General features: G+C 71.1%; 22 protein-coding genes and 1 tRNA gene. 12 read left to right on the plus strand and 11 right to left on the minus strand.

Annotation, left to right across the window (positions count from 1 at the left end; translation table 11 throughout):
• The first annotated feature begins 9 nt into the window (after positions 1-9).
• From M1P99_RS18815 to M1P99_RS18825, 3 genes are all read left to right on the plus strand, one after another.
• Entirely contained in the window at positions 10-579 is a 570-nt protein-coding gene (locus M1P99_RS18815) for a histidine phosphatase family protein (protein WP_304455749.1), read from the plus strand.
• A gap of 75 nt (positions 580-654) precedes the next feature.
• Entirely contained in the window at positions 655-1197 is a 543-nt protein-coding gene (locus M1P99_RS18820; protein WP_304453912.1) for a class IV adenylate cyclase, read from the plus strand.
• A gap of 115 nt (positions 1198-1312) precedes the next feature.
• The gene (locus tag M1P99_RS18825; RefSeq protein ID WP_304453913.1) at positions 1313-1783 is read left to right on the plus strand and encodes an NUDIX hydrolase; all 471 of its coding nucleotides are present in this window, start codon (positions 1313-1315) and stop codon (positions 1781-1783) included.
• Between the two features lie 4 nt (positions 1784-1787).
• On the opposite strand, the gene M1P99_RS18830 is transcribed toward M1P99_RS18825, so the two are convergent.
• Both M1P99_RS18830 and M1P99_RS18835 read right to left on the minus strand, forming a co-directional pair.
• Positions 1788-1964 (minus strand): DUF397 domain-containing protein, encoded by a 177-nt coding sequence (locus tag M1P99_RS18830; RefSeq protein ID WP_304453914.1) that lies wholly within the window; start codon positions 1962-1964, stop codon positions 1788-1790.
• Positions 1957-2784: a helix-turn-helix transcriptional regulator gene (locus M1P99_RS18835; RefSeq protein WP_304453915.1), complete on the minus strand. Its 828-nt coding sequence runs from the start codon at positions 2782-2784 to the stop codon at positions 1957-1959. Before M1P99_RS18835 ends, M1P99_RS18830 begins: the two co-directional genes overlap by 8 nt.
• A gap of 181 nt (positions 2785-2965) precedes the next feature.
• Between M1P99_RS18835 and M1P99_RS18840 the strand changes: the two genes are divergently transcribed.
• The 4 genes from M1P99_RS18840 to M1P99_RS18855 all read left to right on the plus strand — a co-directional run bounded on the left by M1P99_RS18840 (position 2966) and on the right by M1P99_RS18855 (position 6638).
• Positions 2966-3463, plus strand: coding sequence for an ATP-binding protein (locus tag M1P99_RS18840; RefSeq protein WP_304453916.1), 498 nt, complete (start codon positions 2966-2968; stop codon positions 3461-3463).
• Positions 3464-4468: 1005 nt separating this feature from the next.
• Complete coding sequence (locus M1P99_RS18845) at positions 4469-5308, plus strand: replication-relaxation family protein (protein ID WP_304453917.1); 840 nt, start codon at positions 4469-4471, stop codon at positions 5306-5308.
• Positions 5309-6055: 747 nt separating this feature from the next.
• A complete protein-coding gene (locus tag M1P99_RS18850) occupies positions 6056-6412 on the plus strand; it encodes a WhiB family transcriptional regulator (protein ID WP_304453918.1) in 357 nt (118 codons plus the stop codon).
• Complete coding sequence (locus M1P99_RS18855; protein ID WP_304453919.1) at positions 6390-6638, plus strand: helix-turn-helix domain-containing protein; 249 nt, start codon at positions 6390-6392, stop codon at positions 6636-6638. Before M1P99_RS18850 ends, M1P99_RS18855 begins: the two co-directional genes overlap by 23 nt.
• A 70-nt stretch (positions 6639-6708) precedes the next feature.
• On the opposite strand, the gene M1P99_RS18860 is transcribed toward M1P99_RS18855, so the two are convergent.
• The 7 genes from M1P99_RS18860 to M1P99_RS18890 form a co-directional block, all read right to left on the minus strand.
• Complete coding sequence (locus M1P99_RS18860) at positions 6709-8070, minus strand: site-specific integrase (RefSeq protein ID WP_304453920.1); 1362 nt, start codon at positions 8068-8070, stop codon at positions 6709-6711.
• A gap of 312 nt (positions 8071-8382) precedes the next feature.
• Positions 8383-8458: transfer RNA gene (locus M1P99_RS18865), tRNA-His, on the minus strand.
• 67 nt (positions 8459-8525) lie between these two features.
• The gene (gene orn, locus M1P99_RS18870) at positions 8526-9176 is read right to left on the minus strand and encodes an oligoribonuclease (protein WP_304453921.1); all 651 of its coding nucleotides are present in this window, start codon (positions 9174-9176) and stop codon (positions 8526-8528) included.
• 88 nt (positions 9177-9264) lie between these two features.
• The gene (locus M1P99_RS18875) at positions 9265-11286 is read right to left on the minus strand and encodes a hypothetical protein (protein WP_304453922.1); all 2022 of its coding nucleotides are present in this window, start codon (positions 11284-11286) and stop codon (positions 9265-9267) included.
• Between the two features lie 100 nt (positions 11287-11386).
• Positions 11387-12052 (minus strand): hypothetical protein, encoded by a 666-nt coding sequence (locus M1P99_RS18880; RefSeq protein ID WP_304453923.1) that lies wholly within the window; start codon positions 12050-12052, stop codon positions 11387-11389.
• Between the two features lie 261 nt (positions 12053-12313).
• The gene (locus M1P99_RS18885; protein ID WP_304453924.1) at positions 12314-14071 is read right to left on the minus strand and encodes a substrate-binding domain-containing protein; all 1758 of its coding nucleotides are present in this window, start codon (positions 14069-14071) and stop codon (positions 12314-12316) included.
• A 357-nt stretch (positions 14072-14428) separates the two neighbouring features.
• Complete coding sequence (locus tag M1P99_RS18890; RefSeq protein ID WP_304453925.1) at positions 14429-16165, minus strand: substrate-binding domain-containing protein; 1737 nt, start codon at positions 16163-16165, stop codon at positions 14429-14431.
• Between the two features lie 400 nt (positions 16166-16565).
• On the opposite strand from M1P99_RS18890, the gene M1P99_RS18895 reads away from it, so the two are divergent.
• The 5 genes from M1P99_RS18895 (at position 16566) to M1P99_RS18915 (ending at position 22256) form a co-directional block, all read left to right on the plus strand.
• Positions 16566-17216: a hypothetical protein gene (locus tag M1P99_RS18895; RefSeq protein ID WP_304453926.1), complete on the plus strand. Its 651-nt coding sequence runs from the start codon at positions 16566-16568 to the stop codon at positions 17214-17216.
• A 69-nt stretch (positions 17217-17285) separates the two neighbouring features.
• Positions 17286-18104 carry an RNA methyltransferase gene (locus M1P99_RS18900; protein WP_304453927.1) on the plus strand — a complete coding sequence of 273 codons (819 nt, stop codon included), beginning with the start codon at positions 17286-17288 and terminating at the stop codon, positions 18102-18104.
• Between the two features lie 75 nt (positions 18105-18179).
• On the plus strand, positions 18180-19100 hold the full coding sequence (locus M1P99_RS18905) for a 2-hydroxyacid dehydrogenase (protein ID WP_304453928.1): 921 nt from the start codon (positions 18180-18182) through the stop codon (positions 19098-19100).
• Between the two features lie 48 nt (positions 19101-19148).
• The gene (locus M1P99_RS18910; RefSeq protein ID WP_304453929.1) at positions 19149-20861 is read left to right on the plus strand and encodes a bifunctional 3'-5' exonuclease/DNA polymerase; all 1713 of its coding nucleotides are present in this window, start codon (positions 19149-19151) and stop codon (positions 20859-20861) included.
• Between the two features lie 210 nt (positions 20862-21071).
• Entirely contained in the window at positions 21072-22256 is a 1185-nt protein-coding gene (locus tag M1P99_RS18915; protein WP_304453930.1) for a C40 family peptidase, read from the plus strand.
• A 548-nt stretch (positions 22257-22804) separates the two neighbouring features.
• On the opposite strand, the gene M1P99_RS18920 is transcribed toward M1P99_RS18915, so the two are convergent.
• Positions 22805-24607 carry a gamma-glutamyltransferase family protein gene (locus M1P99_RS18920; protein WP_304453931.1) on the minus strand — a complete coding sequence of 601 codons (1803 nt, stop codon included), beginning with the start codon at positions 24605-24607 and terminating at the stop codon, positions 22805-22807.
• A gap of 445 nt (positions 24608-25052) precedes the next feature.
• Positions 25053-26591 (minus strand): hypothetical protein, encoded by a 1539-nt coding sequence (locus M1P99_RS18925; protein ID WP_304453932.1) that lies wholly within the window; start codon positions 26589-26591, stop codon positions 25053-25055.
• Positions 26592-26781: the final 190 nt, after the last annotated feature.

The raw sequence follows: 26781 nt of genomic DNA on the forward strand, positions 1-26781 counted from the left end.
GTCCACCTCATGCGCCATGCCCACTACGCCGGGCACAGCCCGGGATACCACGCACCCGACGACGCTGAGCTCTCCCCTCAGGGACGACGGGACACGATCGCGACGGTACCGCTTCTGCCGCCCGCTGTCGGCATCGTGTCCAGCCCGCTGCCTCGTGCGCTCCAGACCGCCGAACTCCTGGCCGAGAACTCCGGGATCTCTCTGTTGGACATCATTCCCGACCTGCGGGAATGGCGCGGTCCGACCGCGGTCCAGGGCATTTCCCCTGAGGACTTCCCTGAGGACTACGCCGAGTGGCGAGTGAAGCGGACTCTCGATCCGACCAGCCGCTACGAAGACGGCGAGTCACCGCAAGAATTGGGCGGGCGAGCCGCACGGATCCGTGGTCGGCTCATCGCCCTTGCGGATCGGCAGGGGGCAATTCTCGTGGTCTCCCACAAGATCCTCCTCCGCGCTCTTACGGTCCCGGATGGTCCCGCGTCGGTGTTCGATCCAGATATACGAGATGAGTGGCCCTTCCTTGGGCAGCGTTCCTTGGTTCCTGGACCCTTACGTCCATTGCCACGAAGCCGAGCGTGACAGGCTGGTGGCCGACCGCTGCACCCTCACCACTCATCTGGCGAAGACGCAGGGCAAGGAAGGGATCCCGACGACATGAGCATGATCGAGTACGAGGCCAAGGTGCTGGACATCGATCCTGGCCAGGTGGCCGGGCTCATTCTCGACAAGGGCGGCGAGGATCTGGGGGAGGTGCTCCAGCGCCGCTACGTCTACGACATCGAACCCGGGGATGCCTCCCGATGGGTACGTCTGCGCGACACCGGTAGCCAGGTCACGCTGACGGTCAAGGAGATCGACTCCGACGCCATCGGCGGCACCCGCGAGACTGAGACGCAAGTCGGTGACTTCGAGACCGCCAACGCCCTGCTGGGCAAGCTCGGTTACGCACCCAAGGCGTACCAGGAGAACCGCAGGCACAGCTTCTCGCTGGACGGGGCGCAGTTGGAGATCGACTCCTGGCCGCGCATTCCCGCATACCTGGAAATCGAGGCAAACAGCCGCACTGAGGTGGTGCGCGTCGCGGCCCTGCTCGGATACAGAGAAGCAGACCTGACGGGAGTGAACACGACCAAGGTCTATGCCCGCTACGGTATCGACCTGTCCGCCATCGCCGATCTGCGCTTCGGCGTGGAGTGAATGCTGGCCGCGGTGCGCCCGACTTCTATGCGAAGGGATGAACCGCAGCCTGGACGTGTTGAGCCTTGGGTGCTGGAGGAGAACGCCCTGGCGCCGGGATCGTTAGTGTCGGGGCATGGCCTCAGATCCCACGGAATCCTTTTCCCGTCCTCGGGTAGCCGCCGGCGCCCTGTTCTTCGACCACCTCGGTCGGGTGATGATGGTGGTTCCCTCCTACAAGAACTACCTGGACATCCCCGGCGGCTACATCGAGCACGGGGAGACACCCACTCAGGCTGTGGCTCGGGAGGTGAAGGAGGAGTTGGGCATCACTCCGCCGATCGGGCGACTCTTGGTCGTCGACTGGGCACCCAACCCCTCCGAGGGTGACAAGCAGTTGTTCGTCTTCGACGGGGGAGTGCTCGACCAGGGGTCGCTGGACCAGATCGCCCTGGACCCGGCTGAGCTGACCGGGTACGAGTTCCATGACGTGGCCTCGATCGCGGAGGTGACGATCCCACGGCTCGTGCGGCGGGTCGTCCATGGCGCACGCGCCCGTCAGGAAGGCGCGACGATCTACATGGAGAACGGCGAGACGACACCGTAGGCGCTTATCCGCTGTTGGAGCGCAGCGTGTTGACGAAGGCGCTCCATTCGGGGCTGCGGAAGGACAGGTGTCCCGAATCGCGGTTCTGAGTGTCACGTACGTCTGTTCCGTCGCTGTGTTCGCGGACTTCAACACACTCGTTGTTGCCGCCGCTATAGGACGACTTGTGCCAGTCAGTCACCGTTGATCCTCTTTATCTCGTCTCGGATGGCCCTCAGGGTCTCACCTGGTCCCCATGCCACGCCCTGGAGGGCTGCGAACCACATGCGGTAGCGTCCCACCTCGTTGGTCGCGGTGATGATCTGGCCTTGATGGGCCGACTCGACGTAGACCACTTCAGGTTGGTCGGCCGAGGTGATGACTCGGAACGGGCCGTTGTTCCCCGCATGGCGGGGTTCGTCCACGGGGACGACCAAGAGGTTGATCCGTTCCTTCTCCACGAGGTCCTCGACGTACCGGAGCTGTTCCATCTGGACCCCGGGGGACCCGTAGCGGCGCATGAGTAGGGACTGGTCCACGACGAGCCAGATGACGGGGGAGAGAGCCTTGGCCATCTGCTGGGCTCGCCGGGCTCGTTGCTGGGCACGTTCGGCGAGTTCATTGGTGGACAGCCATGGAGCACCGTAGCGGATCACGGCGCGCGAGTAGGCCTCGGTTTGGAGATACACCGGGAACACCAGGGCCTGGTATTCGTACAGGGCGTCGGCTCCGTGGGTGCGCTCGGCCACCTCGTGCAGCCACGCGCGGCGTCCGGACCCGGTGAGTTCTTCCCAGAGCCGTTCCAGGCGTCCACCGCCTTGCAGGATCTCGTCGAGAGCCCGGCGCAGCCACGGTCGCGGTACTGCCTTGCCCTTCTCGATGTCAGACACGTGGGAGTTACTGACCGCCGTGCCGCGCTGGCCGATGCGGCGTGCGACGGCCTCCTGGGTCAACTCGGCCTCGGTTCGTAGCCTGCGTACTTCGCGCCCGAAAACCTTCAAGGTGCGTTCGTCGGGGGTCATGTCGACCATCGGACCACATACGGCCGAAGCCCGTGGGAGTTTTCCAGAAAATTCCAGAGCCTCCTGGAAGATTCGCAGGTTATCCGGACACCCTCGCCGGTTCGTTTCTCCAGGCCACATCCTTTCTGCCACGGGCTCACTCCAGCCATCAGAGCGACGACGAAAGGAACCCGTGGATTCCATGTCTTTCACCCGGCCGTCCCTTGACCTGCCCAGGCGTATCCGTTGCACGGACCCCGACAAGAGCGGCCTTGTGTGCGGTCCTGATCCGCAGCACCTCCAGGTCGCGCGCCGATGGGCGGTGCAGGCCATGCGGACGACACCGTGCCTGGCCCATCCCCTGGTGGTGTCGCTGACAGAGCTGCACACCAACGCCCTGAAGCACTCGGCCTCGGGGCTTCTCGGCGGCCGGGTGAGGATCGAGATCGAGCGCCGCAAGCTCCTCTTCATGCTCCGCGTCACCGACGAAGGTGCCCGGCCGGGCGGGAGGATCACCGTTCCCGAAGTCGCCACCGGGGTCGGTACGGAGGAACGGGAACCCGCCTTGGCGGAGGGCGGGTACGGCCTGGCGCTGGTCGATGCCATGGCCCTGTACTGGGACTTCACCGGTGGTGAGGGCGGGCCTGTGACCGTACGTGCCGCCTTCGACCGTTCCGGACGGACCCGCCTGCCCGTGTGATCCCGGCTCCGGTGACGTTTCTGAGCGGCAGGTATTGAAGAACCTCGTTGACCCAAGCGAACATCGACCACCCCGGCGGGAATGGCGCATTTTTCGCAGGGGATGGGCCTTTTGTGCCCTTTGTGTGGTGTGGGTGGGAAGTGCAGTTCCGGGTGGCGTACGACCCCGGGGCCAGTGACACCCGTCTGACTGCGCAACGCACGCAGCAGGAAGAAGTGGAGGCGCCCCAGCCCGGTGTTCACGGCACCAGGCCGGGGCTGAATCCCCACCTGAGAAGACCAGGAGGAGATCGTGGAGAAGCCTAGCGGTAGGCACCGCAAACCCATCCAGGGGTGGGCGCAGCAGATGCGATGGCTGTTCAGGGCGGCGCTCGCCGCGCTGCTGTGCAGCCCCGCTGGGGTCCGTCGTGAGCGGCTGGAGGCCCCACCTCGCGGCACTGGTTCGGCCGGGCACGTGTGGTCCTTGCCTCGGCGCCGGACGGCGAGGCTTGAGCTGGAAGGGGCACGAACGGGGAGTGTTCCGGTGGCGGGTCGGGCCGCGGATTCCTCTCCTGGACCGGTGCGGGTACCGCCGCCTCGCAAGCCCCACCCCTCGGAGCAGGGCTGGTGCGTGGACGATGACGGTGTGCGCGGAGTCCGCCCCTACCTGTTCCGCGAGCCGAACGGGGTCCCTTGCCGGCGGGAGCGAACTACGGCTGCGGGCGGTGCAGGGGAGTTCGATGAGCTGGCCGGTTTGGTGAGGACCTGGCTGGAGATGCGCGGCTGAGCGCCGGGTCTGTCTGGGAGCGGGGTGGCGCCGCAGGTGCGGTGCCACCCCGTGGTCGTGCCCCGGATGAAGCCGGACCACGGACTGAACCTGCTCTGAACCCGTTCTGAACCCCGCTTCCGATCCCCCTCCAGGCGGTTCGAGCTGAGAAATTCTGCTCCTGGATGTCGCATCGCGTGCTCGTGGTGGCTCTTTTAGGGAGTGATAGGCGCAGTAGAGCCACCACCGTGGAGGACGAGCGTGAACGACTACGAGCAGACACTGATGAGGTTGGCTCCCCGGATCACCGATCGGGACCGGCGGATCCTGATCGGGCTGTGGGAGCACCGGGTGATGACCACCGACCATTTGCACCGCATCTACTTCACCGCGGCCGGGCCGCGCCGGGCCCGCAGCCGGTTGTTGACCCTGTACCGGTACGGGGTCCTCAACCGTTTCCGCCGCCACGCCCATGATCGCAATGCCCCTGACCATTGGATCCTGTCCCCGACCGGGGCGGTGCTGGTCGCCTTGGCCCAGGACAAGGAGCCCGACGCTTTGAACTTCCGCTCCGACCGGGCCTTGGCGCTGGCTCACTCGCCCCGCCTGGACCACATCCTCGGCCTGGCCGAGACCCGCGCCGTCTTCCAGGAAAGCGCCTCGGAAGTCGACGCCCTTTTGGCGCACTGGGACGGAGAACGCGAGTGCGAGCGCAGGTGGGGGCGGCACATCCACCCCGACGCCTACATCCGCTGGGAGCACCAGGAGGTGTCCTTGGACGCGTTCGTGGAGTACGACACCGGCAGTGAGACCCTCACCCAGCTCAAGAACAAGATGCCCGGGTACGCGCGCCTGGCCAGGGCGAGCGAGTTGCCCTCGATCGTGCTGGTGCTGGTCCACTCCGACCAGCGCGAGGACAACGCGGCCCGCAAGCTCGCCGGGGACTTTACCGGCACGGTGGGGATCTACCTGACCACCCACCGCCGGCTGGCCGTCCACGGTGCTGCCGAGCCGATCTGGCGGCTGGCCAACGGCCGTGAACGGGTGGCGTTGGAAGAAATCCCGGACACTTATCCGACGAAAGAGAAAGAGGACACCTGAGCCAGCGGAAGTGGTGAACTGACTGCTTCTGTGGGGTGCTGCTGGGAGGACTGTTCTGAACGCGGGTATACGCTGGGGCTTGTCATTCCTCAACGGTGTTCCTTCACGGGCTCGGGGGCCGTGGTGGGGGTGAACCCCTGGTCCGTTCGGTGGGCCTGTACCTGGTCCTGTAAGTCGTCCGGCGGGGTGCCCGCGTGGTGGTCCGGCCTTGGGTGGACCACCCCTGGCGGCAGTCACAGTGCAGGTCGTTCGGGCTTTTGGGTGGTCCACCGGCCGCCCCGGCTGTATACCCAGGTGGGTAGTCGTCTTCACGTAGGGCGGGCGGGGCCCGGGGTGTGCGGGGGCGTGAACGCCCCCGCACACCCTCCCGTGTGAGGCTTCCGTGATTCGTATCTGTCCTCCTTTCTAGTCCTTCCTGTTCATCACAGCCTTCCTTTTATTGATGTTCTTCTGTGGGTGTTCTGTGGAGGGATGCTGCAGTCAAGATCACGCAGCTAAGTGAGAGGGATCGCGCGCGCATTGTATTCTCGTGCGTCATTTTCTCGGTGGCCGTGGCTTGCTTCACGGTCTGCTGTGCGAGCGTTCACGGCGTTGCGTGGACGCCGCCTCGTTCTCGGATCAGATGTCGCATCGGTGGTGGGGCGGTCTTCATAAGGGTTCGTCAGGGGGAAGCGACGACGGATCCGGACGGATGGTGAAAGGGCGGACATGGGGGATGTGAATCGGCAGACGGCGCTGGTGGGCCACATGGCGGCTGGCACGCGGCAGCCGCGCCCCACGGGCGGGGGCGGTGTGTCGGGCGCGGACGGGCCGTCTGGTGGCCCCACACGGCCCGAGCCCCGGGGCGGGGGCTGGCAGGCCTACGCCGCGTGTTGGGGTAGGGACCCGGACCTGTGGTTTCCCGCGCAGGGCGGGTCGGTGCGCGCGGCCAAACGGGTGTGCCGGGTGTGCCCGGTGCAGCTCAACTGTCTGGCCGAGGCGATGAAGCGCGGCGAGGTGTACGGGGTGTGGGGCGGGGCCTCGGAGGACGAACGACGCCAGATCCGCACCGCTTCTCGGGACGAACGTGGGGGAGGTGTTCGTGGCGGAGGACGAGCGGCCTGACGGGGCGGTGCCGGAGCGGTTGTTGACGATTCCTGAGGCGGCGTGGGTGCTGGCGGTCCCGGAGTCGTGGTTGCGTGAGCGGGTCCGGTTGCGGCGAGTGCCGCATCGCAGGCTCGGCAAGCACGTGCGGTTCAGCGCTGGGGATCTGGAGAAGATCGTGGAGCGGGCCGCTCAGCAGGTCGCCCCCATGCGGCGCTCCTTCAGCGGGTGGCCGCACACACGGTAGGGGGCAGGACACGATGAACCGGTGGGGCGGGTGTGTGCCCGCCCCACCGGCATGCCCAGGTTCAGTGGTGTTAGGAGATCAGGCGCAGGCGCTGTTCGCCGCCGGGGTCGGTGCGCGGGGCCGGGGGAGTGGGTGGGCCGTCGATGGCTTCGATCATGGTGTCGTCGATGTCGGTGACCAGGTGCCCGTAGCGGTCCATGGTCGTGGTGATCGAGGTGTGGCCCAGGCGGCGCTGGATCTTGAACACGTGCACGTCCTTCTCGATCAGCCAGGCCACGTGGGTGTGGCGCAGGTCGTGGATGCGCGGCTTCTTACCGAGCCCTCGGCGTTGGGCCTCCTTGACGCCGGGTGCCCACCTGCGCCCGTAGAAGGAGGAGTGCCGCCACCAGGACCCGCGGTCGGTGGTGAACACGAACTCCTCAGGGCCCTTGCCCTCCAACCGGGGGCGGAGAAGGTCGATGGTGCGCGGTGAGAGCGGGATGCGCCTGCGTGAGCTGCGGGTCTTGGGTGCGCCGAGTCGGAAGGTGTTGTCGGGGCAGCGTTTCCACGCCCGCCGCACGTCCAGGTGGCCCCGGGTGAGCGGTTGCCCGTCGGAGCCGATGGCGGCCGTGAGGGTGATGTCGCGGACCTGCAGGGCGGTGAGTTCGCTGTAGCGCATTCCGGTGCGCACGAACACCTCGACCATGTCCCGTACGTCCTCGGCCATGGAGTCACGCAGCAGGGTGAACTCCTCGCGGGTCAGGAAGCACATGTCGGCTTCGCCCTCGCCGTCGTCGACGCGGGGCAGGCGGGTGCGCGAGGCCGGGTTGGAGGGCCGCAGGGGCGGGTCCTCGCGTACGGCGGCCTCGCAGACGGTGAACAGCAGCCCGTGGAGGTTGTGGATGGACTTGGGCGCTAGGGGTTTGCGCAGCCAGCCCGGTTCCTTCTTGCGGCCCCGGCTGGGCGTGCTGGTCCTGTGTGGGGCCGTGGGGTCGGGGACTCCGGTGCGCAGGTGGTTGACCCAGGCGCGTACGTCCTTGGGTTTGAGCTGGGCGGGGTCGCGCAGGTTCACCTTCCCGAAGCGGGGGATCAGGTGGATGTCCAGGTCGCGGTGGTAGTCGGCGCGGGTGCGTTCGGCGATGCCGGTCATGGAGTCGACGAGGTCGCGGGCGTAGTCGGCGAACAGGACCGGTTCGGCTTCGGGTTCGTCGTCCTCGTCGGTGGTGACCCAGCCGTGTCCGGGGACCCACCCTTGTGCCCAGCCCTGGCGTCGTATCCAGTTCTCGGGCCATTGGTGGCCGGCGGCTTCGACGTGGAGTTTGAAGGTGTGGGCGTCGGCGTGGGTGTCGAAGGGTTCGGACTGGGGTGCCCCGGTGCGGGTGCCGCCGAGCCGCCATTTGACCCAGTAGCGGGTGCGCCCGTCGGCTAGTTTGCGCTGGTTGATGGTTGCCATGCGTGGACCATCGCTTGGTTGTGGGCGGAAGCGAAGGGAATCGGCGAAGGTTCTCGACAGTCTTTTCGCAGGCCAGCAGGGGTGTCCGGCTCATCCGCATGTCGCCGCTGATGCCCCGGGATGCGGGGGTTCGGTGCCAAGCCGTTGCCGTTTCGTGCACCCGGGTGCACCCCCGCCCGTGAAGTGAGTGACGGGATGGGTGGTGCACACTCACCGGGCGGGTCTTTGCCCCTGTGCACCCGCTGGTGCACCCCCGGCAACGCGAAAGCCCCTGACCGTTGCGCGTTTGCGCTGGTCAGGGGCTTAAGCTTGTGGGGTGAGTGACGGGACTTGAACCCGCGACTTCTTGGACCACAACCAAGTGCTCTACCGGCTGAGCTACACCCACCACGTGCGCCTGGCCTCGCGGCCCTGCGTACGTATGAAAGCTTAGCGGACTCGGAGGAGTGCTTCGATCAGTTTTCGGGTCCGTCTGGTGTGGCGGCCTTCTCACGGGCCTCCCGGCCGGTGCCGCCGGCCACGACCTCGGCGGCGATCGCGCGGGCCGTGGTGGTGCTGGGACCGGGCTCGGCCACGAAGGCGGCGGCGCGGTAGTAGCGCAGCTCCTTGATGCTCTCCGTGATGTCGGCGAGGGCGCGGTGACCGCCGTTCTTGTCCGGGCTCGCGTAGTACACGCGCGGGTACCAGCGGCGCAGCAGCTCCTTGATCGAGGACACGTCGACCATCCGGTAGTGCAGGAAGGCGTCCAGGAGCTTCATGTCGCGCGCGATGAAGGTGCGGTCCGTGGCGATGGAGTTGCCGCACAGCGGAACCTTGCGGGGCTCGGTGACGTACTGGCGGATGTGCTCCAGGACCCGGTCCTCGGCCTCCTTGAGGGAGATGCCCTGGTCCAGTTCCTCCAACAGCCCCGAGGAGGTGTGCATGTCGCGGACGAAGTCGCCCATCTGGTCCAGCGCCGCCTGCGGCGGCTTGACCACGAGGTCGACACCCTCGTCGAGGATGTTGAGCTGATCGTCGGTGACCAGACAGGCCACTTCGATCAGCGCGTCGTTCTCGAGGTCGAGCCCCGTCATCTCGCAGTCGATCCACACCAGACAGTCGTTCATACCGGTCACCCTAAGGCGTGCCGGGGAGTGCTGGGGATCGCCGAAGGGCGGCCGGACAGGGGGCCGACCGCCCCTCGGGTGGAGCGGATCAGTTCCAGATGTACTGACCGGGATAGCCGACGGCGAGGATCTCGTACATCCAGTCGTAGACCCCCCAGATCTGCACGTAGGCCAGCGCCAGGATGACGGCCGTGATCAGGAACAGGGTGAAGCAGCCGCAGCCGCAGCCGCGCTTCTTCTTCCGGGGCGGCGGCTGCTGCGGGCGCGGGGCGGCGTGCGGCGGCTGGCCGCCCGGGCCCTGCCGGCCCCACTGCGGGCGCGGCGGCCCGCCGGGGGGACCGCCCATGGGGCCTCCGTGCGGGGGCCCTCCCGGAGGGCCGTTCCTGGCACCGGGCGTGGGAGGGAAGCCGGGCGGTGGACCCTGCGGCGGTCGGCCCATCGGCTGGGGTGCCGGACCCTGCAGGTGGTGCGGCGGTGGGCCGGGGGGCATGCCCGGGCCGCCGTGCTGCTGGGGCGGTGGATAGCCGCCGGGAGGCGGGTAACCGCCCGGGGGCGGGCGGTGCGGCTGGTGGTGTCCCTGCTGGGCGCCGGTCGGAGGCTGCGGTTGGCCGGGAGGCGGTCCCGGGGGTCGGAACCCGCCGTGTTGCGGCGGGGCGCCGGGAGGAGCACCGAACGCCGGCTGCGGTCCGGACATGGGCTGGCCGGGCGCGCCCGGGTGCTGGTAGCCCTGCTGCGGCCCTGACGGGGGCTGCGGTCCGGGTGCGGGCTGCCCCGGGGGCGTCTGAGCCGGAGGCTGGGGCTGGTAGCCCTCCTGCGGCCCTGACGGCGGCTGATGGCCGGAGACCGGCTGGCCGGGCGAGGGCTGCCCGGGAGCGGGATGCTCGGGGGCCTGGCCCGGCCGAGCGGCGGCCTGCTGCTGGGGCTCGCCCGGCGCGCCGACGGGGCCGGGTGCCGGCTCGCCCTGTTCCTCGGCGCGCTTCTGAGCCTCCTCCCAGCGCTGCTTCGCCTCCTCCTCACGCTGCTTGGCCTCGGCCTCCAGGCGAACGCGCTCTTCCTCGCGCTGCTTGGCGGCCTCCTCCTCGGCCTTGAGCCGCTCCTCGCGGCGCTCCTCACTGAGGTCGGCCCACCCCTCCTTGAGCTGGCCGAGCAGACCCTTGAAGCCGCTCTTGCGCTGGCCGTCCTCGTCGGTCTCGGAACCGTCGGAGAACATCGGGTCGTCGGGGTTGAACACGGCGGTGCGGGGAGCCTCGTCCCCGCCGCCGGGGGGCAACACCGCGGTCCCGGGGCTGTCACCGATCTGGCCCGGATCGAAGACCGCCGTGCGGGGCGCGTCGGCGGTGCCGGGGTCGAACACGGCGGTGCGCGGAGTGTCGCCGATGGCTTCGCCGCCGAGGTCGGTGGTGGGCAGGTCGTCGTCGCCGTAGGCGGCGGTCGGCAGTTCGTCGTCCTGGTGGCCGTGGCCCTGCAGGTCGCCCGGGTCCACGCGCATCGTGGCGCCGACCCCGCCCATGTCGGCGGTGGGCTCCTCGTCCTCGGCCCCCTGTCCCCGGGCGGAGGGGCTGATGCGCATCGTGCCCGGTTCCTCGTCCACAGGGGTGGGGGCGGGCGGCGAGGAGTTCTGCTGGGGCGAGGACGGGCCGATCCGCATGGTGCTGGGCTCGTCGTCGACGGGGAGGGGGGTCTGGGGGCGCTGGGCGTGGGCGGAGTCCTGCGACCAGGAGGGGCTGATGCGCATGGTGCTGGGCTCGTCGTCCAGGTGCGCGGGCGACGGCTCAGGGCTGGGTGGTGCCGAGGCCGTGTCCTGCGACCAGGAGGGGTTGATGCGCATGGTGCTGGGCTCGTCGTCCACGGGGGACGCCGGCGCGGGGGACGACGGGCCGAGGCGGACCGTGCCCGGCTCGTCCTCGTCCACCTCGGTCGTGGGCCCGTCCTGACCCTGTCCGCCCAGGTAGGCGGTGGCGGCTTCCTCGTCGTCGGCGCTCGCGGCGCCGCCCTGGAGCTCGCTCAGTGAACGGGTATGCCGCGTCCACTCGTCACCGTTCCACCATCTGAGCGTCTGCGCGTCGCCCTGCGGGTCCGCATACCAACCCGGCTCGATAGATCCACCCATGGGCGACAGACTAAGGGGTTTTCGAGCCGTGCTTGACCAGCGATCCCCCGAAACCTCGTGCTCCAGGTGTGCCGGGTGAATTGCCTCGTGCGGTGCGCCTCTAGGCGATTGCCGACGGTTGACGCCCGTTCGGGGTGGTCACAGGCTCGAAAGCACTCTTGGCCTGGTCGGTGGCGGTGTCCCGTTCGACGCCGGGGTACGGGGCGAGCAGGCGGGCGGGCTCCACGTGGCCGGGTCCGGCCGCGTCGGAGCCGGGTACGTGGTCCTGGCCGAAGTGCCCGCCGCGGCTCCAGGCACGTGCTGACGCCTCGTCGGGGCTCCCCGGCTCCTCCGCCCCACCCGGGAGCGCGCCGTTCCAGCGCCGCGCCACCCCCCAGGAGTCCAACCAGGCCAGGACCGGGTCCAGGCCGTGCATCGGGCCGTCGGTGAAGGGTGCGTCCGGGCGGGCGACCACGGCGACCACCAGGCACACGCGCCCCTCCAGGCCGCGGTCGACGTGCCACTCGTCATGGTGGGTGCCGCCGAGGTCGATCCGGCCGCGCCGGGTAGCGGGCAGCAGCTGCACGATCTCACCGGTCAGCGGGTTCCAGACGAGATGGGTCTCCCGTTGCTGCGCCAGCAGCCGCCGGGCCTCCTGGCCGGCCGACCGGGCGGAGGGATCGGAGCCGGTCACGCTCCACACGGCACGCGGAGCGCCGCGTCCCGGCGGAGCCACCGCGGCCCGGCCCTGGATCCTCTCGGCGGCCGCCATCCACGCCTGCGCCATCGCAGTTCCCTCATCCCGTCGTCGGTATGGGCCCCGTGGGTCGAGGAGGAGCCCTTGGGTACGCTCCGTACTCCCTGCGTACGCCACCGGGCGCGAGAAGTCCATATCTCCGCGAGGGCGGGACAGGTTCTTGTCACCTCCGGGTCCGGCTCGCCGTGTGCGCACACGGCGCGGCCGTCACTCGGGCCCCAACGACGACGGCCTGGCCGTGGCGCGATGCCACGACCCGGCCGCTGCCGGCGGTCGGTGCCGCCGCGGGGGTCAGTTCTCCTCGTCCTCCGCGATGCGCAGCGAGAACGCCTGGAGGAAGATGTCGCCGATCTCCGTCGGGTCCTCGGTCATGTAGGCGGCACCGCCCGTGGCCGCGGCGATCTGCTGCAGCGGCTCCAGGTTCTGCACGTCGGGGCCGAACGCGATCGTGATGATCGGGATCGGCCGCGACGCGCTGGCGATGCCGTCGATCTCGCTCAGGAGCTGGTCGAGCTCCATGCCGCCGGGGTTGTCGTTGTCCCCGTCGGTGAGCATCAGGATGACGTTGGTCCGGTCCGGCTGGTAGGTGCGCGACATCTCCTGGTAGGCGGCCAGGTAGGTGTCGTAGAGCGCCGTGTCCCCCTGGGGCAGCGGCTGCAGCTGTCCCAGGGCGCCGCCGATCACGTCCCGGTGCGCGGTGCCGGCCTCGTCGGTCGCCTGGAGTTCGCGGACCGGGGCGATCTCCTGGTAGTGGAGGTTGTTGTTGACGTTGGTGGAGAACTGCCACACGCCCAGCTCGGCGGTGGGGGCGAACATCTGCAGGCCCTCCGTCGCCGCGGCGGTCGTCACCTGCATCCGGGTCATGCCGGTTCCGGGCACCTCGGCGAGCATCGAGCCGGACACGTCGACGATCGTCAGGACCCGCGACTCCATCTTCAGCTGGTTCCAGGTCCGGGTGAGCTCGGTGATCTCTCTGCCCGACGGTGCCGCGAGCTCCGCGGGCTCCTCCTCGCGGAACCCGACCTCCTCGGTGAGCACGGAGGTGTCGACCGCGCCTTCGGAGCCGCGGAAGCCGTCGGCGAGGTAGCGCTCCACCGCCCCGGGGGTGCGCACGGCCTCGCGGAACAGGTCCGCGGCGCGGGTGATCTCGCTCTCCTCGCTGCGCACCACGTAGGGGTAGTCGAGGTAGTAGGTGCCGCCCTGCAGGTAGCGGGCCTGGGCGGCGGCGTCGTCGTGCGCGGCGTTGTAGCGCCACACGGCCTGCTCCGACATGACCATGACCGGCGGGGCCTCGGAGCCGCCGCCGCTCATGGCCAGGAAGGCCGCCTCCTCGTCGGAGGACGCGCCCTGGTGCAGGGACTGCAGGGCCGCGGTCATGTACGCGTTGAAGGTGTCGCTGTCGGGACTGGCCTCCTCCAGGGCGCCCTGCAGCAGGTAGAGCGTGCCCAGACCGGTGGAGCTGCGCGCGGGGTCGACCACGCGCACCGTGTGGCCGGCCTCCTCGTCGGGGGCGCTCGTGGGGATCACGTCCGACCACTGGACGTCCTCACCGGAGCCCTCGGTGAACTCGGCGAGCTCGGCCAGGACCAGCGGGGAGCGGGCCACGGAGGTGCCGGTCTCGGTGATGACGGCGTCGCCGGACTGGCTCTCGACCAGCTGCGTCCACACGCTGGAGTCGGGGACCCAGACGTCGGAGTCGGTGTCGCCCATGGTCGCGCCCGCGCCGGTGATGCCGAAGGCGACGTTGGCGGAGTCGACCGCGCGCACGCTGACCCGCACGCACGCCCCGTCCACCTGTCGCTCCTCGGCGTTGAAGTCCGAGGCGACGTCGTTCAGGGCGGGGGCGATCTCCGGCGCGGCCGCGACGTCGAGTCCGACGTCGGCGCCGCGGCATCCGTCCGGCTGCCCGAACACGTAGACGCCCGCCACGGCGAGGCCGATCACGATGACCATCGCGGCGGCCAGGGCGGCGAAGGCTCCGCCGCGGCCGCGCCGACGCCTGTCCCGGCTCGGGGGCTCTTCTGCGTATCTTCCGCGGTGACGTCCCACAGCATTCCTCACGGGGTGGTGTACGGCCGGAGAGTCGTACAGGGGGTGTGTTCCGGGGGTCCGGGGAGCGGCCGATCTGTCCGGTCCGCAACGGGACGCATCCGACCACTGGGGTGTTACTGGTGGGAACGGTACTCAACAGGTCATGTGGAGCGCATGCCGCTTACGTCCGTTCTTCGGGTGCTCGTCCGGTGACGGAGAGGATCGGGGGGCGAAGCAGTACCGGTCACCTCGGGTGATCCGAACCCTGGCTCGCGCCCAAGTGAACATGAAGCGGCTCGTCCGAAATTCTGTTCCGTTATCTAATCGAGACGACTCCGAGCCGAAATCCGGCCGGGCGACCGCGCCCGTGCGGTCTCAGCTGTCGCAGTCGGGCACGCAGAGCCGCCGGGAGATCGAGCTGAGGAAGATGTCGCCGATCTCGTCCGGGTCGTCGGTGACGAAGAGCGAGCCACTCGTCGCCGCGGTGATCCGTCGCAGCCGGTCCTCCTCGGCCTGGGCACCGAACGCGATGACGAACAGGCTCACCGGCCGGTCGGGGTCGAACCGGTCCTGGAGCGCCGCCACCAGTTCACCGTGCGACAGGTCGCTGGAGCCGTCGTCGGCCCCCGCGGTCAGCAGGATGACGCTGTTGATCTTGTCCTCGTCGTAGCGGGCCTGTACCTCGTCGAAGGCGTCCAGGATGTTGTCGTAGAGCCGGGGGCCGCCGCCCTCCACCTCGATGTCCTCGGCGACGCCCACGAGCTCCTGCCGGCGGGTGATGTCGGCGCCCGAGGTCGCCACCCCGAGTTCGCGCAGGTCGGCGGCCTCCTCGCGTCCCCGCTCGCCGAGTTCGTCGGACATCAGCCACAGTCCCATGTCCGTCTCGTCGGGGAAGAGCGACAGACCCGTCAGCGCCGCCTGCCGGGCGACGTCCATCCGGCTCGGGCCGCCGTCGAGGTCGTCCGCCATGTTCTCCGAGGTGTCGGCGAGCACCAGGGCGCGGCTGGGCATGGACAGACGGTTCCAGTCGGTGACCGACGCCAGCAGCGCGTCGCCGGTCAGGTCCTCGTGCGTGGGCGGCTCCTCGGCCGTCACACCCGGCTGCTCGGCCAGGTCGGCCGCCGCCCGGCCGCCGGGGTCGCGGAAGCCCAGTTCCCGCAGGCGCGTGCGGTAGGCGTCGTCGCGGAGCACCTCGTAGAGGTCCGCGGCGGCCGACCGCAGGGACGCGTCGCCGGTGACGGTCACGTAGGGGTAGTCCAGGCCGACCGTGCCCTCGGACGGGTAGAGCGACTCCAGGGCGGGGGCGTTCTGCGCACGGGTGCTGTTGTAGGACACCACGGCCTGCTCGGGTGCGGCGATGAGCGGGGCCACCCGGTCCCGCGCCGCCGGGGAACCGGTGAAGAAGGTGCCCAGGTCGATCTCCCCGAAGGCGCTGTCGAGCTGGACGTCGCGCACGAAGTCGGTCATGGCGGTGTCGGCGTCGTCGCCGGTGCCCAGGTGGCGGCGGACCGCGTGCATGACCGTCATGCCGTCGGCACCGCGGTTGGGGTCGACCATCACGAGGGGTCGCTCGGGCTCGCGCTCTCCCGGCAGGACCAGCGTCCAGCTCGCGTCCCCGGGGTCGGGCAGCCCCTCGGCGCCCTCGGGCGCGGCCAGCACCACGGGGGAATTGGCCAGCGACGGCGGGTCGGTCTCGATGCCCTGCGCGCCGCCCTCGGACACGCGCGCCAGCTCCACCCACGCGGAGGACTCGGGCACCCACACGTGCGGGGCGATGGTGGAGTCCCCGGAGCGGCCGCCGGAGACCGCGGCCATGATCCGGTGCGGAGCGATCTCGTCGACCTGTGCGTAGACGCAGTCGCCGCCGTAGATGGGACGGTCCCCGTTGAACTCGGTGGCGGCCTCCCGGAGCACGGGGGCCATGCTCTGGGTCGCCGACACCCGCAGGTAGCGCGTGTCGCCGCAGCCGAGCATGTTCAGGCCGACCGGGACGGCGACCGCGGCCAGCGTGATGAGCGCGATGGCGATCACGGTGAAGCCCAACGGGGACCTGACCACTCGGCGGGTGGTCGAGACGGCCGGTGAGGCGATGCGGTGGCGTCCACTGGACACGGGCACTCCGGGGTCTGGCTGGGCTGCTCCCGGGCGCGTCCGGTCGGAGGCGCCGGTGGTGCCACGGGGCGCCGCGCCCGGCGCACACGGAGGCGTGTGTGAACCTTCACGCGGAGGCAGGCATCACACGAGGGTGAACGCGAACGTCCGGGAGCCTGTCGCGAACGATTCTTCACCAGGACCTTACTCGCTGGTAATGGCGGAGCGGAAGAGGCCGGTCGGCCCTCGGTGGCGGCGCCCGGTGGTCGAGCTGAGGTGATCGCTTTGTTACTGTGCCCACCCGAGTGCACACCGACCCCACCGTTACACTTGGGCCCCGCTCCTGGCTTCAGATCGATGCGCTGCCCCTGTCGCGCGCGGACTGACGACCACGTGTCCACCGACCCCCGAGGGTTTTGGCATGTCCCCATCGCACAGTGACCACCGCGGCCGAGGTGCGCTCGGCACCTACCTGCTCGTCGGCGCCTGCACCGTCGGCGCGGCGGCGTACGCGGTACTGGTCGGGCCCTCGATGCTGCCCCCGGAGCAGGCGCACACCGCCACCTCCGCGGCGACGGTGGAGTCCGGCCCGGTGGTGGAGGCGCCCGAGGAGGTCGAACAGCGGGCCCCCGTCGGATCCCTGCGGATCCAGGTCAGCGACCGGGACCGGGCCTGGGTACAGACCCTGACCTGCTCCGGTGACGCCGAGGAGGACCCCGAGACCTGCGCCGCGCTGGCCGAGGCCGCGGCCGAGCTCGGTTCGGACCCCGTGGACACCATCGGCGGCGCCGATGACGCCGGAGCACGCGCGGCCGAAGGCGGGGCGAAGGACGAGGACGGGGAGGCCGACGGCTCCGGGGAGCCGACCACCGCCGTCGACCCCGGCGTCGAGCAGCTGTTCACCGAGGTGCGCGAGGGCACCGTCTGCACGGACAAGGTCTACGGTCCCCAGCAGGCGACCATCGTGGGGACCTGGGAGGGCATGGAGGTCGAGACCACCCTCTCCCGCAAGGGCTCCTGCGAGGAGGCCCGCTGGCAGCGCCTGCGCGCCGTCACCGACCGGATCGGCTGACCCGTCCCCCGCACGCCTCCCCCCTGCCCGCCTCCGGGGCAGTGCTCCACCGCTGGATAATGGGTGGACATGGACGTCATCAAGGTCAGTGACCCCGCCGATCCGCGCCTGGCCGACTACACCCGCCTGCGCGACGTGAACCTGCGCCGCCACCTGGAGGCCGAACACGGCCTGTTCATGGCCGAAGGGGACAAGGTCATCCGCCGCGCGGCGGCCGCGGGCTTCGAACCGCGCAGCTTCCTGCTCACCGAGCGCCGCGCCGAGGCGCTGGACGACCTGGTCGCCGCTTCGGACGCTCCGCTGTACGTGGTCAGCGAGGAGACCGCCGAGCGGCTGGTCGGCTTCGACCTGCACCGCGGCGCGCTGGCCGCCTACCGGCGCCGCGCCCTTCCTTCGCTGCACGAGGTCCTGGCCGGTGCTCGGAGCATCGTCGTCCTGGAGGACCTGGTGGACCACACCAACGTGGGCGCCATCTTCCGCAGCGCCGCCGGACTCGGCGTCGACGCCGTCGTGCTCGCCCCGCGCTGCGCGGACCCCCTCTACCGGCGGGCCGTCAAGGTGTCGATGGGCGCGGTGTTCACCCTGCCCTACACCCGCCTGGACGACTGGTACGGAGGACTGGACACCCTGCGCGACGCGGGGTTCTCCCTGATGGCGCTCACCCCCGGAGCCGACTCGCTGCCCCTGCGCGAGGCCGTGGCCGCGCTCGGCCCCGACGACCGCGTCGGCCTGCTGCTGGGCACCGAGGGGGACGGGCTGTCCTCGCGCTGGCTGGAGCGCGCCTCCGCCAGGGTCCACATCCCCATGGCCGACCGCGACATCGACTCCCTCAACGTCACCGCCGCAGCGGCCGTGGCCTGCTACGAGCTGGCCGGGCGCGCCCGCTGACCGATCCGGGGTCCTCACGGCGTGCGGTTAGGGTGGCCTCGACACGGACCGAGCCGAGCGGAGGGGTGCGGCTTCATGGGCGGCACAGCACTCGTGCAGTGGGAGCAGAACCGGGACAACGCGCCGAGCTCCCTGCACGTCGACACCTATGCCGGGGGACCCGCCCCGGAGACCGGCCTGGAGGACGTGGCCTTCTACCAGGTGCCCTACGCGCCCTCCACGCAGGGCGTCGACGAGCGCCTGGACCTGTTGTCCCGGCTGCCCTCCCTGGAGGTCCTCCAACTGGTGTCGGCCGGCTACGAGCAGGTCCTGCCCCTGGTCCCCGACCACGTGACCCTGTGCAACGGGCGCGGACTCCACGACGCCAGCACCGCCGAGCACGCCCTGGCACTCATCCTCGCCGCCCAGCGCGACCTGCCCCGCTGGGCCCTGGACCAGAGGGACCACCGGTGGGAGTCGGTCCCCCAGCGCTCGCTGGCCGACAGCCGCGTGGTGATCGTCGGCTACGGCAGCATCGGGCAGGCGATCGAGCGCCGCCTGGTGCCGTTCGAGACCGACGTCGTGCGGGTGGCCGGCCGAGCCAGGCCGGACGAGGGCGTGCACGGGATCGGCGCACTGCACGGCCTGCTGCCCGACGCCGACATCGTGGTCCTGGCCACCCCGCTGACCGACCACACGCGCGGGCTGTTCGGTCCCGCCGAGTTCGCCCTGCTGCCCGACGACGCGCTCGTGGTGAACGTGGGCCGCGGCCCGGTACTGGACACCGAAGCGCTGCTCGCCCAGAACGGGCGGGTCCGCGCGGCCCTGGACGTCACCGACCCCGAGCCGCTGCCGGCGGAGCACCCGCTGTGGGACCGGCCCGGGGTGTACCTGACACCGCACGTGGCCGGGGGGTCTGCGGCCTTCTACCCGCGTGCCCGCGCCTTCATGGACGACCAGCTCGCCCGGTGGGCGGCCGGCAGGCCCCTGGCCAACGTGGTGCGCCCCGGCCGCTGAGCAGCCGGCCTCGGCCGGAACGTCGTCGGAGCAGGCCACACTGGTCCTATGCGGATCGCGGTGGTCGCCGACGGCGAGGGCGGCGGGTGGATCCAGGAACTGGACGGGACCCCCGGCCCGGTCCACCGCGTCTCCGACCTCGCGGAGGCGGTCCGGCGCACCGAGGAGGAGGGCCGCCGCCCGCGGCGCACGGCCCCCGGCGCCGGTGCGGCGCGGGCGCAACCGCCCAGATGGGTCTGGTCGGCGAGCGAGGACGTCTACCCCGACCTCGTCCGGGCCGGTACGCGGGTGTCGCGCTGCCACGACGCCGCCCTGACCGAGGCGCTCCTGCTGGGACACGACGTCCGCCACGCCGAACCGCACTCCCTCGGCGCGGCCTGGGCCCGGCTGCACGACCGGCCCGTGCCCGAGGACCCCGTGCGCCCCCTGGGCGAGGGCACGGCGGCCCAACCCGCTCTGTTCGAGGCCGACCGCTCCACGCTGCCGCCCGGGACCGACCGGCTCGCCGCCCTCGTGGAGGTGCACGACGACCAGCGGCGGCGCCTGGCCGCGCTGCCCGACCGCGAGCGCGTGGAACTGCTGGCCGCCGTGGAGTCGGCGGGCGGCCTCGCCGCCGCCGAGATGAGCTACGACGGCCTGCCCCTGCGGCCGGACGTGCACGACGAGGTCCTCACCGCGCTCCTCGGCCCGCGGCCCCCGGCGGGGCAGCGGCCCGCGGTCCTCGCCGACCTCGCCGCCCGCATCTCCGACACCGTCGGCCGCGACGTCAACCCCGACTCGCCCGCCCAGGTCCTCAAGGCCATGGCGTGGATCGGCCACCCCGTGTCCTCCACCCGCTCCTGGGAGCTGGAACGCGTCGACCACCCCGTCGTGCCCCTCCTCCTGCGGTACAAGGAGCTGTCCCGCCTGCACTCGGCCAACGGCTGGACGTGGCTGGAGACCTGGGTCCGCGAGCGCCCCGGACCCGACGGGCTCCGCCTCGGCCGCTTCCAGCCCGACTACGTCGTCGGCGGAGTCGTCTCCGGCCGGTGGGCCACCCGTGGGGGAGGGGCGCTGCAGATCCCCAAGGCGGTCCGCCGCGCGGTGCGCGCCGACCCCGGCTGGGTCCTGGTCCGGGCCGACGCCGGACAGCTCGAACCCCGCGTCCTGGCCGCGGTCTCCGGCGACGCCGCCCTGGCGGCCGCGGCCGCGGAGGACGACCTGTACGCGCGGCTGGCCGACCAGGTGGGCGGGGACCGCGAGCGCGCCAAGATCGGTGTGCTGTCGGCCATGTACGGCCAGACCGGCGGTGACGCGGCGCCGCTGCTGGCCACGATGCGCCGCTTGTACCCGCGCGCCTTGGAGTACGTGGACGCGGCCGCGCGCGTGGGGGAGGGCGGGGGCATCGTGCGGTCCTGGCTGGGCCGGACCTCGCCCGCGCCGACCGACTGGCAGGTGCGCACGGCCGGGCCCGACGGCGAGCGCCGACGGCGCGCCCACGGCCGCTTCACCCGCAACTTCGTCGTCCAGGCGAGCGCCGCCGAGTGGGCGCTGGTCATGCTGGCGGCGCTGCGCCAGGGCCTGCCGGAGCTGCCCGCGGGCGCGGGGATCGTCTTCTTCGTGCACGACGAGGTCGTACTGCACGTGCCCCGCGAGTGCGCCGACGAGACCGTGCGCGCGGTCGCCGAGGCCGAGACCCGCACCCGCACGACGCTGTTCGGGGACACACCGGTCCGCTTCCCGCTGTCCACCTCGGTCACGGAGTCCTACGACGAGCGGTAGCGGCCAGGACCGCGTGCCCCGCGTCCCGTCCCGGGCGGGGAAGGGCGCGTATCGCTTCCGTGGCCGTGTGGTGGACGTCCGGTATCGGACGGCGTGGACTTCTTGCCAACCGGCGCCGCTGCGCCCATTCTTGGATCCGGAACGTACCGCACCGACATCGCGCCTCCGGGGACCCCCGCCCCGGCGGTCCAGGAGAGGATGAGGCCCCCCGTGCGGAGCCGTTTGAGAACTTGCGCGGGCACCACGGCCGCGTTCGCGGTCGCCTTCACCGCCTTCGGCGCCGCCCCGGCCTGGGCCGACCCGGTGGTCGAGGACCGTCCCGCCGTCTCCGAGCAGTTGTCCCCCGGCGCCCCCAGCGGCTCCCACCCCCGGGACCGCGCCGACGCCGGGGACTCCCCGTCCGACGCCCCCGACGTCGCCGATCCCGAGGACCTTCGCCGCGACGCCTACGTGGCCCCCTTCCGCGAGGCGCGCAGCGTCGAGTACTTCGTCGTGGCACCCACCACCCTGCCCCGGGAGACGGTGGACGCCGTCCGCGACATCGAGGGCGTGGAGCACGTCCTGACCGTCGACGCCGCCCGTGTGCGCGTGGACGGGGAGCCCACCTCCGTGCTGGGCGTGAACCCCTCCCGCTTCCGCAACCACGCCCCCGCGCCCTCCGCCGAGTCCGACGAGATCTGGCAGGGGGTCGCCGAGGGCCGCGTGGCCCTGTCCAACGCCGTCGGCACCGAACGCGAGCTGGACGTGGGCAGCGAGGTCACCGTCGAGGGCGGCCGCGGCGACGTCCCCCTGGAGGTGTGGACGCACGCCACCTCCGGTATCGCGGGAATCGACGCCCTGGTCTCCCGGGAGCGCGCCGCCGAACTCGGCATGCCCGAGGGCAACGCCCTGGTCGTCTCGGCCCCCGACGCCGACCTGTACGAGCTGCACGAGGCCCTGGGCGAGGCGGTCGGCGAGGACACCTCACTCCAACTGGTCGCCGACGACCCCGAGCCGGAGGTGTCCGGCGACGCGGTGCCGGATTCGGTGATCGAGGAGGTCATCGCGCACGCGGAGACCCAGCTCGGCGTTCCCTACGTGTGGGGCGGCACGACGCCGAACGTCGGCTTCGACTGCTCCGGCCTGCTGCAGTGGGCCTTCCGGGAGGCCGGGGTGTCCATCCCGCGCGTGACGCACGACCAGTGGAACGCGGGCGAGCGCGTGGCGTTCGACGACATCGAGCGCGGCGACCTGCTGTTCTGGCGCGCGGACCCGACGGCACCCGACTACATCTCCCACGTGGCCATCTACCTCGGCGACGGCGAGATGCTGGAAGCCCCGCGCACCGGTCTGGACGTGCGCGTCACGCCCGTGCGCACCGGCAACTACGCGGGCGCGGTGCGCGTCAACACCTGAGCCCCGCGTCCCCGGTGCGCGAAGGCCGTCGATCCGCCCCGCCCCCGACTCGGGGCGGGGCGGAATTGTCTCCGCGCTGTTTCCTGGTATTCATCCCGTGAGTAACAGGCATAACGAGAGTGGGCCGTGGTACCACCGCTTCGGTGGTACCACGGCCCACTCGTTTCTCCTTGTCCGAAAAACCCAGCCGGGAGGGGAAGGCAGGCCTCGGTGAGGAGGAGGAAACAGGGGCGCCGCTGAGGGAGGGGGAGACAGCGAGCGGTCCCCTGCTATTCGTGGTATTGAGTTCTGACGAAACGCACGCCGTCAGTGGGCGGGTCGTCGCACAGGTCCTACATAAGCAGTGACCGGACGATTTGGCAAGAGGCACGATCAAGGCAAACAAGCGCCTTCAACCCGTTCCTATCACTCATCTCGGTCATCTCACCGACGACTTCCTGGGCGATTCGTCTCCTTCCACCCGTCTCCCGCCATCGCCCCCCCGGGAGCTTCGCGGGAGGCGGGGCTTCCACCCTCAACCGAGAGCCTTCGGCCCCAGCCCTTCCTGGTCAGCGCCCGGCCGCGTACCCCTGAGCGCCGCGCGCGTCGGCGGCGGCACGCAGTTCCCCCGACTCGGGATCACGTGCCACGGCCGCCAGCCGGCCCAGGGACCAGGGCTGTGCGACCTGTACACGGTGGCCGCGGGTGCGCAGGCCACGGATCGTGTCCTCGCCCACGCCCGGCTCCACGACCAGGTCGCCGGGGACGGTCTCGCGGGGGTGGAACGAGCTCGGGAAGGCGTTGGTGTGGAACATGGGCGTGTCCAGGGCCTCCTGGAGGTCGTCCACGCCGTTGAGGACCCGCAGGAGCGCGGTGAAGGTCCACTGGTCCTGCTGGTCGCCGCCCGGCGTGCCGATGGCCAGGACCGCCTCTCCGTCCGCACGGGTGACCAGGGTGGGCGACAGTGTGGTGCGCGGGCGCTTGCGGGGCTCCAGGGCGTTGGGAGAGGCGGGGTCGAGCCAGAACATCTGCGCGCGGGTCCCCAGCGGGAAGCCCAGGTCCGGGATGACCGGGGAGCTGCTGAGCCAGCCGCCGCTGGGCGTGGCGGAGACCATGTTGCCCGCGGCGTCGACGACGTCGAGGTGGCAGGTGTCCCCGCGCAGGTCGGCGGGCGCCGCCCCGGCCGCGTCGCGGACGGTGGGCTCCCCTGTGGTGCGGTCGCCCGGCGTCCGGCCCGGCAGGTACTCCGGCGGCAGGAACGGCGGGCGGTCGCCGATCCGGCCCGGTCGCTGTTCCAGGCTCGCGGTGGAGTCGTCCACGAGTGCGGCGCGCCGGGCGGCGTAGTCGGCGCTCAGCAGCTCCTCGAGCGGAACGTCGGTGCGGAGGGGATCGCCGTACCAGGCCTCGCGGTCGGCGAAGGCGAGCTTGGCGGACTCGGCCACCCGGTGGACGAACTCCGTGCTGACCCCGTCGAGGACATCGTGGCCGGTGCCCAGGGCCTCGGCCAGCCGGAGCTGTTGGAGCATCGTCGGACCCTGGCCCCACGGTCCCGTCTTGTGCACGGTGTGGTCGCCGTAGGACACGCTCACGGTGTCCTCGAAGTGGGCCCGCCAGTCCGCCATGTCCTGGGCGCTCAGCAGCGCCCGCCGGGGTACGCCCGCGCCGTCGGGGACGGGGGAGGAGAGGAACGCGCCGACCGCGTCGGCGACGAAGCCCTGGGACCAGGCGCGGCGTGCGGCCTCGATCTGGGCCTCGCGGTCGGGACCGGCGCCTTCCGCCTCGGCGATGATCCGCCGGTAGGTGGCGGCCAGGGCGGGGTTGCGCAGGCGGGAGCCGGCGGCGGGCGCTGTGCCGTGCGGGAGGTAGACCGCGGCCGAGCCGGGCCAGTGACGGGAGAACACGGGTGCGAGGGCCTCGACGGCGAGGGCGATCCGCTCCAGGACGGGGTAGCCGCGTTCGGCGAGCCCGACGGCGTGGTCCAGGACCTGGCGGACGGTCATGGTGCCGTGGTCGCGCAGCAGCAGCATCCAGGCGTCGAAGGAGCCGGGAACGGTGGCGGCCAGGACACCCGCCCCGGGGATGCGGTCCATGCCGGTGAAGGCGTCGATGGTCGCCGCCGCGGGAGCGACCCCCTGCCCGCACAGGACGCGGGGTCTTCCACCCGCGGCTCGCAGGATGATGGGCACCTCGCCGCCGGGACCGTTGAGGTGGGGTTCGACCACCTGGAGGGTGAAGCCCGCCGCCACGGCGGCGTCGAAGGCGTTGCCGCCGCGTTCCAGGACGGACATGCCGCCCGCGCTGGCGAGCCAGTGGGTCGATGCGACCATGCCGAAGTCGCCGACCAGTTGGGGGCGGGTGGTGAAACCGGGCATCTGAGGGGGCCTTTCCAGGGAGTGGGCGCCGGGAGCCGGGCGGCGGTCGGAAGAGCGGTGGTGCCGGCCGCCGGGGGACGGGGCGTGGCGGGCCCTTCCGTTTCCGGCGGGCCGGAGCGGGCGGCGGCGCCCGCGCGACCGGGCACGGCCGTACGTGGCCGTCTACGGCCGCAGGACGTCCCGGTGCCGGGGACGCGCTGACGTGGACGTTCCGGGACCGGATATGGAGGCGACCGTACATCAAGTCCGCGATGTCCGATATGGGGTCGACGTTTCCGGCGGTTTCGAGCCGGCCGGTGAGCCGGTCGCCTCGTCCGCAGACGCGAAACCGGGGCTGGTGCCTGGCACCAGCCCCGGATCGACGTGGTTCATGGGGCCCTCAGGGGCCGCCGCCCTCGGGCTGCCCGCCGGTCGGTCCCACTCCGTTCCGGCCGCCGCGTGAAGCTCAGGAACCGTTCATGTCGGCCTCGGCCGGGATGCTCCAGGGCAGCGACTCCCACAGTTCCTGCCACTCCTGGGCGTCGACCGGGTCGATCTCCGCCTCCTCGGGGAGCTCCCCGCCCTGGCCGGTCTGCGACACCTGGTCCATGCCCTCGGTCATCGCGTCCTCGGCCTCCTGGACCAGGGCGGCGATCAGGTGCGCCACCTCGGCCAGCACCTCTTCCACCTCGGCCCTGTCCATGTCGTTGGCCTGCGCGCACTCGCCCGTGGCGGAGGTCTTCTGCTCCTCGGCGCCGTAGTACCAGACGGTCGCGAGAAGGCGGTCGCGCTCGGCGTCGTTCAGGTCCCCCTTGGAGAGGGCCCGTTCGACGAACGCTCCGGAGTCCGGGGTCAGGGCCTCGGCGTCCAGCACGGTCTCGCCGGAACCGAAGTCCACGAACTGGTCGATGAGGCACTCCTTGACCTGGCGGGAGCTGCTGCTGTCGACCGCTTCCCCCTCCGGTGCCCCGTCGGCGGGCACCTCCGCCGGGGCTTCGGGTGCCTCCTCCGCGGGTGCTTCTTCCGCGGGTGCCTCGGGTGCGGGCTCCGGCGCGGGCTCCTCGGCGGGTGCCTCTGTCTCGGGTGCCTCCTCTGCAGGGGCCTCCGCTTCGGGTGCCTCCTCGGCCGGAGCCTCCGCCTCGGGTGCCTCCTCGGCGGGCGCCTCCTCCGCCGGAGCCTCCGGTGCCTCGGCCGCGGGGTCCTCGGCCGGAGCCTCGGGTGCGGGGTCCTCGGCGGGTGCCTCGGGTGCGGGCTCCGGCGCGGGCTCCTCGGCGGGTGCCTCGGGTGCCTCGGGTGCGGGCGCCTCCTCTGCCGGAGCCTCCGCTTCGGGTGCTTCCTCGGCGGGTGCCTCGGGCTCCGGCGCGGGCTCCTCGGCCGCGGGCTCCTCGGCCACCGGTTCGACCACGGCGGCGTCCTCCGCGTCCGCGTTCGCGTTCTCCGCGCCCTCGCTCCCGCGCTCCGACTCCTCCACGGACGTCGCGAACTTGACCAGCTCGTTCCCGCTCCACCGGTCCGGCTGCAGGTGCGTGGTGACCGCGACGCCCGGCTCCTCGAGCCAGAACAGGTCGCCCGACTCCTCCGACAGGAAGGCGCCGTCGGTGAAGGTCTCGTTCGGCTCCAGACGGTCGAGTTCTCCCGTGGGAAGGTGCCCGTACCGGCTCTGACGGAGGTCGTCCAGTTCCTGGAACGCCTCGGAGCGGACCACGGCCACGCGGCCGTAGAGCTGGTCGGGACCCTGTGTCCAGGAGATCTGGGACTGCCGGTTGCCCTGCCGGTCGGTCGTGGAGGAGGCGCTGATGCCGTAGCGCTCCAGCCCCGGCGGCAGGTAGCCGATCTCGTATCCGTCAAGGCTGTAGGTCGAGACGCCCTGGGTGATCAGCGGCCAGTTGAGCGACCGCGAGTCCTTGTCGTCGGCGACCGCCGTCCCACTAACGCCCATCAGCCCAGTCGTGGAGATGGCGGCGGCACTGAACAGCGCGACCCACCTCTTGTGGTGCTTGCGCATGCGTGTTCCTTCCCATCGACTACTAGGGGTAATGATTTCAGGGCAGCCTGTGATTATCGAGGGGATTCGTCGTCAAAATTCGTACATAAAGTGATCAAGCAGATGCATACGGTAGTGGCCGTGGGGTCACTCGGCACGTACGCCATGTACCACCAGATGGTGGGCAGCCGATCACCGGATGCTCCGCACA

The sequence above is a fragment of the Nocardiopsis sp. YSL2 genome, from assembly GCF_030555055.1.
Lineage (GTDB): Bacteria > Actinomycetota > Actinomycetes > Streptosporangiales > Streptosporangiaceae > Nocardiopsis.

What these genes read in the sequence shown, in the direction of transcription:
- M1P99_RS18815 (WP_304455749.1), top strand. Translation starts at nt 10, where the DNA reads ATGCGCCATGCCCACTACGCCGGGCACAGCCCGGGATACCACGCACCC.
- M1P99_RS18820 (WP_304453912.1), top strand. Translation starts at nt 655, where the DNA reads ATGAGCATGATCGAGTACGAGGCCAAGGTGCTGGACATCGATCCTGGC.
- M1P99_RS18825 (WP_304453913.1), top strand. Translation starts at nt 1,313, where the DNA reads ATGGCCTCAGATCCCACGGAATCCTTTTCCCGTCCTCGGGTAGCCGCC.
- M1P99_RS18835 (WP_304453915.1), bottom strand. Translation starts at nt 2,784, where the DNA reads ATGACCCCCGACGAACGCACCTTGAAGGTTTTCGGGCGCGAAGTACGC.
- M1P99_RS18840 (WP_304453916.1), top strand. Translation starts at nt 2,966, where the DNA reads ATGTCTTTCACCCGGCCGTCCCTTGACCTGCCCAGGCGTATCCGTTGC.
- M1P99_RS18850 (WP_304453918.1), top strand. Translation starts at nt 6,056, where the DNA reads ATGGCGGCTGGCACGCGGCAGCCGCGCCCCACGGGCGGGGGCGGTGTG.
- M1P99_RS18860 (WP_304453920.1), bottom strand. Translation starts at nt 8,070, where the DNA reads ATGGCAACCATCAACCAGCGCAAACTAGCCGACGGGCGCACCCGCTAC.
- orn (WP_304453921.1), bottom strand. Translation starts at nt 9,176, where the DNA reads ATGAACGACTGTCTGGTGTGGATCGACTGCGAGATGACGGGGCTCGAC.
- M1P99_RS18875 (WP_304453922.1), bottom strand. Translation starts at nt 11,286, where the DNA reads ATGGGTGGATCTATCGAGCCGGGTTGGTATGCGGACCCGCAGGGCGAC.
- M1P99_RS18880 (WP_304453923.1), bottom strand. Translation starts at nt 12,052, where the DNA reads ATGGCGCAGGCGTGGATGGCGGCCGCCGAGAGGATCCAGGGCCGGGCC.
- M1P99_RS18895 (WP_304453926.1), top strand. Translation starts at nt 16,566, where the DNA reads ATGTCCCCATCGCACAGTGACCACCGCGGCCGAGGTGCGCTCGGCACC.
- M1P99_RS18900 (WP_304453927.1), top strand. Translation starts at nt 17,286, where the DNA reads ATGGACGTCATCAAGGTCAGTGACCCCGCCGATCCGCGCCTGGCCGAC.
- M1P99_RS18905 (WP_304453928.1), top strand. Translation starts at nt 18,180, where the DNA reads ATGGGCGGCACAGCACTCGTGCAGTGGGAGCAGAACCGGGACAACGCG.
- M1P99_RS18910 (WP_304453929.1), top strand. Translation starts at nt 19,149, where the DNA reads ATGCGGATCGCGGTGGTCGCCGACGGCGAGGGCGGCGGGTGGATCCAG.
- M1P99_RS18920 (WP_304453931.1), bottom strand. Translation starts at nt 24,607, where the DNA reads ATGCCCGGTTTCACCACCCGCCCCCAACTGGTCGGCGACTTCGGCATG.
- M1P99_RS18925 (WP_304453932.1), bottom strand. Translation starts at nt 26,591, where the DNA reads ATGCGCAAGCACCACAAGAGGTGGGTCGCGCTGTTCAGTGCCGCCGCC.